This window comes from Listeria farberi (assembly GCF_014229245.1).
In the GTDB taxonomy this organism is placed as follows: Bacteria; Bacillota; Bacilli; order Lactobacillales; family Listeriaceae; genus Listeria; species Listeria farberi.
In genome coordinates, this window is record NZ_JAARZJ010000006.1 from 22955 (window position 1) to 35005 (window position 12051).

The window sequence follows — 12051 nt, forward strand, 5'->3', positions numbered from 1 at the left end:
ATAAAAGGAGAGGGTAGCGTGAGTTATTTAACGGAAAAGTTAATTGAAGAAAAAGTGTTCAAAGATCCAGTTCATGGTTACGTCCATGTTTCTGATAAGTTAATTTGGGATTTAATTGCAACCAAAGAATTTCAGCGATTGCGACGAATACACCAATTAGGCACGACTTCGCTTACGTTCCATGGAGCCGAACATAGTCGTTTCAATCATTCTTTAGGTGTGTATGAGATTGTTCGCCAAATTATTGATGTGACTTTTGCAAAAGAACCACAATTAGATCCTCTAGAACGAATGGTGGCTTTATGTGCCGCGCTTTTACACGATTTAGGTCATGGCCCATTTTCCCATGCATTTGAGAAGGTTTTTGGCACGGATCATGAGGAGTATACGCAAGCAATTATTATTGGCAATACAGAAGTTAGCGAAGTGCTTTCACGAGTTAGCGATAATTTTCCGCTAAAGGTTGCCTCGATTATTAAGAAAAACTACCCTAATCAAACGCTAGTTAAGTTGATTTCGAGCCAAATTGACGCTGACCGAATGGACTACTTATTACGGGATGCGTATTATACAGGGGTTAGTTATGGGAAGTTTGATTTAGAACGGATATTACGAGTGCTTCGACCTAGCCCTGATGGTAATGGGGTTATTGTGAAGTACTCCGGAATGCATGCTGTGGAAGATTATATTATGAGCCGTTACCAAATGTATCAGCAAGTGTATTTTCATCCAGTGAGCCGGAGTGGGGAAGTATTGTTATGGAAAATCCTCGAACGAGCGAAGAAGTTGTATTGCGCGGGTTATGATTTTAAAGTCTCTCCCATACAAGTTTTACCGTTTTTTGTAAATGAAGTGAGTTTAAAAGACTATATTGTGCTTGATGATATTGTTTTAATGTATTATTTCTCGATTTGGCAAGAGGAAACGGATCCGATTTTGAGTGATTTATGTAGCCGCTTTTTAAATAGAAGATTGCTCAGGTATCTTAATTATAATCCGAAAGAAGATGCTGAACTATACACTGAATTAAAAGGATTGTTAGAAAAAGCTGATATCGATCCTTCGTACTATTTAGTAGTTGATTCTTCTAGTGACCTGCCGTATGATTATTATCTTCCAGGCGTTGGTAGCGGAAAAGAACCTATAAAACTGCTTATGGGCAATGGCGAACTGCGTGAACTGTCGACTGAATCACCAGTTGTTGAAGCAATCGGGCGGGAACGTCGAACAGATATCAAACTATATTATCCACTTGACTTCATTGAGAGCGGACGAGTTGAGCAGGAGATAGCTGAAAGAATGATTTCATTAATTCATGCGCATTCATTAAAAGAAAAATAAAAGAAGCAAGGCGGTTAAACCTTGCTTCAAATAATGCTTAAATATCAGATTTTCTTACGCCGCCAACACCGTAATCAGTTTTTTTCATTTCTTCTAAAATTACGTGAATATTTTCTTTTGGCGCCTTTAGGTTTTTAGAAACTACGTCAGTTACTTCGCTGACTAAAGCTTTCTTTTGGTCATCACTGCGACCTTCTAAGAATTGAATGGTAACAAATGGCATTTTCTCACCTCGATAAAAGTTTTTTTCATTATAGCACATAAAAATTACTCTATAAAAGATAAAGGAGGCGCTTATGCCTAGTTTTCTCGCTTATCCCCTTGAAATGATACCTTATGTTGTAATTACACTTTTAATTGCCTTTACGATTCACGAATGGGCGCATGCATTAGTAGCGCTAGCATTTGGTGATGATACCGCAAAAAATCAAGGTCGTTTATCCTTAAATCCACTTGTACATATTGATTTGTTTGGCTTATTAATGATTTTAATTGCTGGGTTTGGTTGGGCTAAACCGACCCCGGTCAACCGTTTTAAATTAAAGAAAAGACGTCTTGGCAGTATTCTTGTCACCCTCGCCGGCCCGGTAAGCAACTTACTATTAGCAATTTTGGGCGTTGGTTTGTACGCACTTTTTCTAAACTATGCATTTTTTACCTATGGTTCAGTGACAGAAACATTTTTAATGATTTTTGTGCAATTAAACCTTGTTTTATTTGTATTTAATTTAATTCCAATTCCGCCATTAGATGGGTACCAAATATTAGTAGAATTCTTACCGATGTCAGCTAGAGCTAAACTCGAGCCAGTGGAACGCTATGCAATGCTTATTTTCTTAGTTATAGCTTTAACACCAATTTCCAATTTTACCATTCAACCAATTTTCGACACAGTTATTCCGTTTGTTTTTGATATAATATTGATGATTTTCGGACTATCATCATTTTAACTTGTTGCTTTTCATGCTGTTTTTCACTATAATATAATGCGTCTATTCTTCTGACCGGAAAGGGGTAAATAAGCGATATGACAGCCAATCAAATGGAGCGAAAAAATGTAACTATTCATATCACCAATGTCATCCGTCAGATGGATGCAGAAGAGAAATCCGATATGTCTGTTTCGGGTGTTTTCTACCGCGATAAAGGCAATCGTTATCTGCATTATGAGGAAAAACAATTAGCTGGAACGATTCGCACGGTTCTTAAAATTGCTGACAACGAGCTGCTTTTAATGAGAAGTGGTGCTGTAAATATGAGAATGCACTTTTTCCGAGATAATAGGAGGAGTACTGCTTCTGTTGATTCAGGGGCGGGTAAATTACAATTAGAATCAGAATTAGTATCAATGGAAGAACTATATGAAAATAAGCCAGATGTGCTTAGTGAAGTTGCATTTCAATATGATTTACTTAGCCACGGCGAATACATCGGCTCATATACTGTTTTAATGAAAATAGAGGAGGACGCAGAATGAATGTCATGCAAGAGAACCAAATCAAACTAATTGAACATATCAAACAAGCAGTTGTTCAAGCGGTTGGTTTAGAAGAAACAGAAGTACCAGAAATTTTACTCGAAGTACCAAAAGACAAGAAGCATGGAGATTATTCGACTAATATTGCGATGCAGCTTGCTAGAGTTGCTAAGAAAGCACCTCGTCAAATTGCCGAAAGTATCGTTCCTGAACTTAAAAAAGATAATAAACTAATTAAAGAAGTAGAAATTGCTGGACCTGGTTTTATTAATTTTTATTTAGATAATGCTTATTTAACCGATTTAGTGCCAGTTATTCTAACGGAAGATAAAAAGTACGGAGAATCAGACTTTGGTAAAGGTGAAAAATTCCAAATTGAGTTCGTGTCGGCTAATCCAACTGGTGACTTGCATCTTGGACATGCTCGTGGCGCTGCAATTGGGGATTCTCTTGCAAACATTATGAAAACAGCGGGATTTGATGTTTCCAGAGAATATTATATTAATGATGCGGGAAATCAAATTAATAATTTAGTCCTTTCAGCAGAAGCGCGTTACTTTGAAGCATTAGGCTTAGAAGCTGAATTTCCAGAAGATGGTTACCGTGGTTCAGATATTATCTTACTTGGGAAAGATTTAGCTGCTAAATATGGCGATAAATATGTGAACGTAAGTGAAGAAGAGCGCCGTTCTATTTTTCGCGTGGATGCACTTGCATTTGAAACAGGGAAACTACGGACGGATTTAGAGGAATTTCGTGTTTCTTTTGATGAGTGGTTTTCAGAAACATCCTTATATGAAGAAAATAAAGTATTGCCAGCATTAGAACGTTTGCGCGAAAATGGTTATATTTATGAACTAGACGGAGCTACTTGGTTAAGAACAACGGATTTTGAAGATGACAAAGACCGCGTATTGATTAAGTCAGACGGTAGTTATACGTATTTCTTACCAGATATCGCTTACCATCTAAACAAATTAGAGCGTGGTTTTGATGTATTAATTGATATATGGGGAGCGGATCATCATGGCTATATTCCTCGGATGCGTGCTGCGATTGAAGCGCTTGGTTACTCACCGAATCAACTAGAAGTAGAAATCATTCAACTAGTTCATTTATTCGAAGACGGCGTGCAAGTGAAAATGAGTAAACGTACTGGTAAATCTGTTACAATGCGCGACTTAATTGAAGAAGTTGGCCTAGATGCGACAAGATATTTCTTTGCAATGCGTAGTTCTGATACGCATATGAACTTTGATATGAGCTTGGCAAAATCTACATCTAATGATAACCCAGTTTATTATGTGCAATATGCGCATGCCAGAATTTCAAGTATTTTACGTTCTGGTAAAGAGCAAGGCTTAGAAGCTACAAAAGAGGCTAACATGAGTCTTTTACAAACTGAAGCAGAATATGATTTATTAAAAGTGTTAGGTGAATTTGCAGATGTTGTTACTGAAGCGGCAGTGAAAAGAGCTCCACACCGCATCGTTCGTTATTTAAATGATTTAGCGACTGCATTCCACCGTTTTTACAATAGTAATAAAGTACTTGATATGGACAACCTAGAAGTTACGAAAGCAAGATTAGCACTGATTAAAACAGCACAAATTACCCTTAGAAATGGTTTGACACTTCTCGGTGTATCTGCACCAGAAAAAATGTGATATCCTATAAATATAGGTTACTCGTTGACGTCATAACCAAAATGTACTAAAGTTAATAGAAACATAGGTAACTGAAAAAACGGGGAGAGCATATGATGAAGCGATTAATAATATTGGCGCTGCTTTTCGTGTTTCTGTGCGTCGCAATCTATATTCTCTACGACTTTCAACTTGGATCAATCCCAATTCTTTTAATGGCCATCCTATTCTTTTACATCGGATATAAAATAGTCAAGAAGAATTGATGTAATTAGGAAAATTTAGGTTGTACTTGCCAGGAATAACATGTAAAATAGTGAAGTTGGGCTGAACGAAAAAATAACAGCTAAATAAATTGGAATTACGATAGAAAGGGCGTGCCAGTTTTGGATTTAAAGAACTTAACGCAAGAAGAACGTAGTGAATTATCTTTAATTGATGTTGCACATTTTATTTTGGAACAGCGGAAAGAAACGATTCTTTTCCCTGAATTAGTGAAAGAGATTCAAGCGTTCCTAGGTTTGAAAGATGCAGAAATAAGGGAGCGTCTTGTTCAATTTTATACAGATATGAATATTGATGGTAACTTCATTTCGCTTGGAAACAATACGTGGGGACTTCGTGCATGGTATCCAATGGATGCAATTGATGAAGAAGTACAAACGCAAACAACTCCGAAGAAAAAACGTAAATCAGATGATGACGATGAAGATGAAGAAATCCTGGACGATGACGTGGACTACGATGATGAAGAAATCGTGGAAGAGCTTGGTGAAGAAGAAATCTCTCTTGCGGATGTCTTACTTGATGAAGACGAAGATGATGATGACCATTTGCCAGACGGTATCGAAGGTGATTTAGCAACCGTAGAAGATGATTACACTGATGGGGATTACACAGAAGACCCAGAAGATAAATAATAACTGAATTTTAATCAGATAGATACACCCATTTTATCGGGAAAGTATCTGTCTGATTTTTTTAGCCTACTTAATGGATTGATGGCGGTTTCATAAAATAAAGACTTGACTTCTATCGCTATCATTAGTAGTATTTTATTTGGGCTCCCTTTTATAGGGACGGATATTTATGAGAATCAGCGCTCCCTTACTTTTATGAAGTAGGCGGAGTGTTTTTTATTTTGGTTTACAAAATACTTGAAATTGTGATTAGTACGCGAGATAGATAATCACAATATTGTTTTATCTGGCAATTTCCCACCCCAGCAGGAAAATCGTCAGACCCTGCAAGTTTTTCATTTCAGGAAGGAGTAGATTTTTTTAACATGACAAAGTATATTTTCGTTACAGGTGGCGTAGTTTCGTCAATTGGAAAAGGAATCACAGCAGCATCACTCGGACGTTTGCTGAAAAATCGTGGACTTAGTGTTACCATTCAAAAATTTGATCCATACATCAACGTGGATCCTGGAACAATGAGCCCATACCAACACGGGGAAGTTTATGTGACAGATGATGGCGCAGAAACGGACTTAGACCTTGGCCATTACGAACGTTTTATCGATATCAACCTAAATAAATACAGCAATGTAACAACTGGTAAAGTTTACTCAGAAGTTATTAAAAAAGAACGCCGCGGGGATTACTTAGGTGGAACAGTGCAAGTTATTCCACACATTACAAACGAATTAAAAGATCGCGTTTTCCGTGCAGCACGTATGACCAATTCAGACATTATCATCACTGAAATTGGTGGAACAGTTGGGGATATCGAATCTTTACCATTCTTAGAAGCAATTCGTCAAATTAAAGGGGATGTTGGTGCGGAAAACGTACTTTATATTCACACAACTTTAATTCCTTACATCAAAGCAGCTGGCGAAATGAAGACTAAACCAACGCAACATAGTGTTAAAGAACTCCGCAGCCTAGGAATTCAACCAAACATTATCGTTGTTCGCACAGAGCAACCTGTTTCACAAGAAATGAAAGACAAGATTGCGCTATTCTGTGATATTAAAGCTTCAGAAGTGATTGAATCTCGTGATGAAGAAACACTTTATAATGTACCACTTTCTTTACAAAAACAAAAAATGGATGATATTGTCCTAGAACACTTGCAATTAGAAGCGCCACAAGCGGAAATGACTGATTGGAAAAACTTAGTACACCGCGTGAAAAATCTATCCAAAAAAGTTCGTATCGGCCTAGTTGGTAAATATGTTTCCTTGCAAGATGCGTATCTTTCTGTAGCAGAAGCACTTCGTCATGCAGGATATGACCATGATGCAGAAATCGAAATCGACTGGATTGATTCCGAAAAAGTAACAAAAGAAAATGTTGCTGAAATCATGAAAGACGTTGATGGTATCTTAGTTCCTGGTGGTTTCGGTGATCGTGCCATTGAAGGTAAAATTGCTGCTATCGAGTATGCACGCGTAAATAAAGTACCTTATTTCGGTATTTGTTTAGGTATGCAACTAGCAACAGTCGAATTTGCTCGTAACGTACTTGGTCTTGAAGGAGCACACTCAGCAGAAATCGAACCAGAAACAAAACATAACATCATTGATTTATTACCAGAACAAAAAAATATCGAAAACATGGGTGGAACACTTCGTCTAGGACTTTATCCAGCACGTATTAAGCAAGGCACTAAAGCTGAAGCTGCTTATGGTACGACCCTTGTAGAAGAGCGTCACCGTCATCGTTATGAGTTTAATAACGAATATAGAGAACAAATGGAAGAAGCTGGCATGATTGTTTCTGCAACAAGCCCGGACGGACGCTTAGTTGAAGTAGTTGAGTTAGCTAATCATCCTTGGTTTGTCGCGTGTCAATATCATCCAGAATTCATTTCTCGTCCAAACCGCCCACAAAGCTTATTTAAAGATTTTGTTGGTGCAGCACTTAACAATAAATAATATATTTTTAATTAGACGGCTTATTTCTGGATGTGACAGAAATAAGCCGTTTTTTATTTTGAGTCAAACAAGTTGACAGTACCCAGTTAAAATAGGAAACTAAAAACATCTAAAGGAAAGAGGGAGCGGCAATTTGCAGAAGAAAGCGATGATTATATATAATCCAGCAGCTGGGAAAAATAAGTTTCGAAAATTACTTCCAGATGCAGAAAGAATTTTAACAGAAGCTGATTTAGAGGTAATGCTAGTTCCGTCAACACCAGAGCCAAAAAGTACAATGAAAATCGCTCGACAAGCAGCTGAATCAGGATATGATATGGTGATTGCTGCGGGAGGCGACGGAACGGTCAATGAAGTTGTTAATGGTTTAATGCAAGTTGAAAAAAGACCAAAACTAGGAATCTTACCAGTAGGAACAACGAATGATTATGCAAGAGCACTGAATATGGCTAAAGATCCATTAGAAGCGCTTCGCATTATTGCCAAACAAGAAACCATTCACGTAGATATTGGAAAAGCTAATGAAACTGAATTTTTTATTAATAACGCAGCAGGAGGCAAAATCACTGAAATAACTTATGCAGTAAAAGAATCCATGAAATCCAAGTGGGGCAGACTTGCTTATCTTTTCAGCGGACTCACTGTTCTTCCAAAATTATCTCCAGTAAATGTAGAAATTTCTTATAATGATAAAATCTTTAAAGGGGATATTTTATTATTTTTTGTCAATAAATCCAATTCTGTTGGAGGAATGGAGACGTTATGCCCGCCAGCTCAATTAAATAGTGGAGCATTCGAACTTCTAATTTTAAAAAAGGTATCGCCGAAAAAGTTATTCCAACTTTTTGCTTCAATAAAAAAAGGTAAACATCTAAGTAGTCCAGATGTAATTCATGCGCGTGCTGATAAAGTCGAAGTGAAAAGTGACGCTGATTTAAATGTGAGTTATGATGGTGTGTATGGAGGGAAAGCACCATATACATTAGAGGTAATTCCAGACGCGTTAGAAGTATTTGCTGACGAAAAAAGAATTTCAGCCCGTCTTAGAGGCTAAAGCGTTTTCACTAGAAAATTTTCTAGTTTTTATGGTAAATTCATCACAAATCTGTTATCATAAGTTTGTTAGGGGAAAATAGCTGCCACTATTTTTCACGGCGGAAATTCAAATCTTAGGGGAAATCAAAAATGGTTTTCCTAAATTCCTGAGGGAGGAAATTGTATTATGCCTATCGTTAACATGACAGACATGCTGAAAAAAGCATTAGCTGGAAAATATGCTGTTGGTCAATTCAACATCAACAACCTTGAATGGACTCAAGCTATTTTGAAAGCTGCAGAAGCAGAAAAATCACCAGTTATTTTAGGAGTTTCTGAAGGAGCTGCTAAATACATGGGAGGATTCAAAACAGTTGTAAAAATGACTGAAGGACTTGTAGAAGACCTGAAAATCACTGTACCTGTTGCGATTCACCTTGATCATGGTTCAAGCTTTGATTCTTGTAAAGCGGCTATCGATGCAGGATTCTCTTCTGTAATGATCGACGGCTCTCACCACCCAATTGATGAAAATATTGCAATGACTAAACAAGTTGTTGATTATGCGCATGCTAAAGGCGTATCTGTAGAAGCTGAAATTGGAACTGTTGGTGGAGATGAAGACGGCGTTACTGGTGGAATCAACTATGCTGATCCACAAGAATGTTTACGTGTTGTTAAAGAAGCGAACATTGATGCACTTGCTGCAGCATTAGGTTCTGTTCACGGTCCTTACCACGGCGAACCAGTTCTTGGTTTTGACGAAATGAAAGAAATCTCCGAACTTACAGGTGCTCCACTTGTACTTCACGGCGGTTCTGGAATTCCTGAACACCAAATTAAAAAAGCAATTGAACTAGGTCACAGCAAAATCAACGTTAACACTGAATGCCAAATCGTTTGGACAGCAGCTGTTCGCGAAAAATTAGCTACTGATGACAAAGTTTATGATCCACGTAAAGTAATCGGCCCTGGTGTGGACGCGATTATCAAGACTGTAACAGAAAAAATTCAAGAGTTTGGTTCTAACGGTAAAGCGTAAGACGAACTTTATGATGATATAAAAAATAACTGGTTAGAATCACTTGTTGATTTGGCCAGTTATTTTTTATGTAAATTTTAAGTACTATAGAAGGAAATTAATTATCGTTATTATGATGAATATGGTATGATAACTATAGCTTTTGGTCAAAAGGCTCCAATTTTTGTAATTTCCCGATCAAAAATCATGCTTTAGGCGCATGTTTTATCTAGATAAGTGAGTCATAATGTAGTTGATTATATAATACGTATGACTTGAGTTATGTTATAATAATATACTAAATGATGAATGAACCAACGAGGAAGAGAGTAGGCGATAGTAATGAATATAGGGATTTTTACGGATACCTACAGTCCGCAAATTAGCGGTGTAGCTACATCGATAATGATTATGGAAAACGAACTAAGAAAACAAGGGCACACTGTATATATTTTTACAACGACGGATCCTAACGCTGATAGAGAAAGCGAAGAAGGACGTGTGTTTCGTTTACCTAGTATACCGTTTGTCTTTTTTCCAGAACGTCGCGTAGCAATTGCAGGAATGAATAAGTTTATTAAGCTAGTAGGTCGCTTGAATTTAGACATTATCCACACACATACAGAGTTTTCATTAGGTCTTTTGGGTAAGCGAATTGCTAAAAAATATAATATTCCATCTATCCATACCTATCACACAATGTATGTTGATTACTTGCATTATATTGCAAAAGGTAAAATTTTAACACCTTCAATGGTTGGTAAAATGACAAAGTCTTTTTGTGATAGTTATGATGCCGTAATTACTCCGACTGCAAAAGTAAGGCATCATTTAGAAGAACAAGGTATTCATAAATTGATGTATACTGTTCCGACTGGTACAGACATTTCGTCATTTGCTCCAGTTGAAAAACAAAGAATTTTGGATTTGAAAAAATCTCTTGGAATTCAAGAAGTAGATTCTGTTATTCTTTCACTTGGAAGAATTGCGCATGAAAAGAATATTGATGCGATTATTAATGCGATGCCAGAAGTCCTTGAAACAAAATCAAATGCTAAACTAGTGATTGTTGGTGACGGACCAGTACGCAAAGACTTAGAAAAATTAGTAGAAAGCAAACAATTAGAAAATCATGTTATTTTCACAGGCGCAGTTGACTGGGAAAATATTAGTTTATATTATCAATTAGGTGATTTATTTGTTAGTGCTTCGACAACAGAAACGCAAGGATTAACTTATGCAGAAGCAATGGCAGCCTCATTGCCAGTTGTAGCTAAACGGGATGAAAGTATTGAAGACTTTTTAACGGATAAAGAAACAGCCTTTTTATTCGATGAGGATGACGAACTAGCAAGCTTATTAATTAAAATATTTTCTGATAAAGAAGTTGCGACTTTAGTAGCTAAAAATGGAAGAGTAAAAGTAGAATCAATTTCGGCGGAACAGTTTGGCATCAATATTGAGTCTACATATAATGAGGTTCGCGAGATATACCGTGTAAAGCGACAAAACGGCACAATTAAAGTAAAGCCAACATTAATAAAAAGTAAAATTGCTTCTCAAGTATTTTCACTTTCTTCCTCTACGCACGTTCAAAGGAAAGAGAGGTCATCGCGGCGTGATTAAGTTAACAATGCTATCATCAGCAGAAAAAGTAAAAGGGCAAGGCGTAGCATCAGCATACCGCGAACTTGTGAATTTACTAGAAGAAAGATATGCAGATGAGATTGATATGAAGATTAATAGTTTTAAGAAATCGGATATCACGCATTACCATACCGTTGATTTCCGTTTTTTTCTTTCGACCTTTTTTAAGAAAAAACGAGGAGTCCGAGTTGGTTATGTGCATTTTTTACCAGAAACGATGGAAGGCAGTCTCAAATTGCCTTGGATTGCTCGCGTCGTTTTCTATAAATATTTGATTGGTTTTTATAAACGAATGGATGAGATTGTTGTTGTGAATCCATCATTTATCCCCAAACTTACGGCATATGATATTCCAAAAGAAAAAATTCATTATATCCCGAATTTCGTTTCCAAAAAGAGTTTTTTCCCTATTTCAAAAGCAGATAAGGAAGTTGCTCGGGCGAAATATGGAATTCCAGAAGACAAGTTTACGGTAATTGGAATTGGTCAAGTGCAACATCGTAAAGGTGTACTTGATTTTATCGAGGTTGCTAAACAAATGCCTGATGTGCAATTTGTTTGGGCGGGGGGATTTTCTTTTGGGAAGATTACTTCGGGGTATGAAGAACTTAAGAAAATTTATGATAACCCTCCAGCAAATGTGAAATTTATTGGTATTGTGGATCGTTCTGAAATGAATGCTTGTATTAATATGGCGGATTTGTTCTTTATGCCATCCTATAATGAGTTATTTCCTATGGCGATTTTAGAAGCTATGAGTGCGGATGTTCCTATATTGCTTCGTAATTTAGAATTATATGAAGAAATTTTAACTGGCTATTATGTGAAAGAAGTTGATAATCCTGGTTTTGTACGAGCAATAGAACGCTTGGAACATGATGGTGATTATTATAATGAAATGTTGCAAGCTGCTAAAGAGGGTGCAACCTATTATTCAGAAGATCGTTTAGCGAAAATATGGTTGGCCTTTTATCAAGGATTATTAACGAAGGAGTGAGTA

11 protein-coding genes are annotated in these 12051 nt (G+C 36.9%); 10 read left to right on the forward strand and 1 reads right to left on the reverse strand.

Annotated features, from left to right (window positions below):
• The first annotated feature begins 18 nt into the window (after positions 1 to 18).
• Complete coding sequence (locus HCB45_RS06540; protein ID WP_185619347.1) at positions 19 to 1341, forward strand: HD domain-containing protein; 1323 nt, start codon at positions 19 to 21, stop codon at positions 1339 to 1341.
• A 37-nt stretch (positions 1342 to 1378) separates the two neighbouring features.
• Here the strand turns inward: HCB45_RS06540 and thmT are convergent, their stop codons facing one another.
• Positions 1379 to 1564 (reverse strand): 2-hydroxymuconate tautomerase, encoded by a 186-nt coding sequence (thmT, locus tag HCB45_RS06545; protein ID WP_010991343.1) that lies wholly within the window; start codon positions 1562 to 1564, stop codon positions 1379 to 1381.
• A 73-nt stretch (positions 1565 to 1637) separates the two neighbouring features.
• Between thmT and HCB45_RS06550 the strand changes: the two genes are divergently transcribed.
• From HCB45_RS06550 to HCB45_RS06590, 9 genes are all read left to right on the forward strand, one after another.
• Positions 1638 to 2291 (forward strand): site-2 protease family protein, encoded by a 654-nt coding sequence (locus tag HCB45_RS06550; protein WP_185319943.1) that lies wholly within the window; start codon positions 1638 to 1640, stop codon positions 2289 to 2291.
• Between the two features lie 77 nt (positions 2292 to 2368).
• The gene (locus tag HCB45_RS06555) at positions 2369 to 2818 is read left to right on the forward strand and encodes a YwiB family protein (protein WP_185619349.1); all 450 of its coding nucleotides are present in this window, start codon (positions 2369 to 2371) and stop codon (positions 2816 to 2818) included.
• Positions 2815 to 4485, forward strand: a complete 1671-nt coding sequence (argS, locus tag HCB45_RS06560; RefSeq protein WP_185319942.1) for an arginine--tRNA ligase — start codon at positions 2815 to 2817, stop codon at positions 4483 to 4485. Before HCB45_RS06555 ends, argS begins: the two co-directional genes overlap by 4 nt.
• 365 nt (positions 4486 to 4850) lie before the next feature.
• The gene (gene rpoE / locus HCB45_RS06565) at positions 4851 to 5384 is read left to right on the forward strand and encodes a DNA-directed RNA polymerase subunit delta (RefSeq protein ID WP_185319941.1); all 534 of its coding nucleotides are present in this window, start codon (positions 4851 to 4853) and stop codon (positions 5382 to 5384) included.
• A gap of 365 nt (positions 5385 to 5749) precedes the next feature.
• Positions 5750 to 7348 carry a CTP synthase gene (gene pyrG, locus HCB45_RS06570; protein ID WP_185319940.1) on the forward strand — a complete coding sequence of 533 codons (1599 nt, stop codon included), beginning with the start codon at positions 5750 to 5752 and terminating at the stop codon, positions 7346 to 7348.
• Between the two features lie 133 nt (positions 7349 to 7481).
• On the forward strand, positions 7482 to 8402 hold the full coding sequence (locus HCB45_RS06575) for a diacylglycerol kinase family lipid kinase (RefSeq protein ID WP_185619351.1): 921 nt from the start codon (positions 7482 to 7484) through the stop codon (positions 8400 to 8402).
• A gap of 168 nt (positions 8403 to 8570) precedes the next feature.
• Positions 8571 to 9425: a class II fructose-1,6-bisphosphate aldolase gene (gene fba / locus HCB45_RS06580; RefSeq protein ID WP_003768394.1), complete on the forward strand. Its 855-nt coding sequence runs from the start codon at positions 8571 to 8573 to the stop codon at positions 9423 to 9425.
• A 321-nt stretch (positions 9426 to 9746) separates the two neighbouring features.
• Entirely contained in the window at positions 9747 to 11030 is a 1284-nt protein-coding gene (locus tag HCB45_RS06585) for a glycosyltransferase family 4 protein (protein WP_185319938.1), read from the forward strand.
• Positions 11023 to 12048, forward strand: coding sequence for a glycosyltransferase family 4 protein (locus HCB45_RS06590; protein ID WP_185619353.1), 1026 nt, complete (start codon positions 11023 to 11025; stop codon positions 12046 to 12048). The genes HCB45_RS06585 and HCB45_RS06590 overlap by 8 nt, the downstream gene beginning before the upstream one ends.
• Positions 12049 to 12051: the final 3 nt, after the last annotated feature.

Excerpts from the sequence above, each read along its gene's own strand:
- argS (WP_185319942.1), top strand. The coding sequence starts at position 2,815 with ATGAATGTCATGCAAGAGAACCAAATCAAACTAATTGAACATATCAAA.
- HCB45_RS06585 (WP_185319938.1), top strand. The coding sequence starts at position 9,747 with ATGAATATAGGGATTTTTACGGATACCTACAGTCCGCAAATTAGCGGT.
- fba (WP_003768394.1), top strand. The coding sequence starts at position 8,571 with ATGCCTATCGTTAACATGACAGACATGCTGAAAAAAGCATTAGCTGGA.
- pyrG (WP_185319940.1), top strand. The coding sequence starts at position 5,750 with ATGACAAAGTATATTTTCGTTACAGGTGGCGTAGTTTCGTCAATTGGA.
- HCB45_RS06555 (WP_185619349.1), top strand. The coding sequence starts at position 2,369 with ATGACAGCCAATCAAATGGAGCGAAAAAATGTAACTATTCATATCACC.
- HCB45_RS06550 (WP_185319943.1), top strand. The coding sequence starts at position 1,638 with ATGCCTAGTTTTCTCGCTTATCCCCTTGAAATGATACCTTATGTTGTA.
- thmT (WP_010991343.1), bottom strand. The coding sequence starts at position 1,564 with ATGCCATTTGTTACCATTCAATTCTTAGAAGGTCGCAGTGATGACCAA.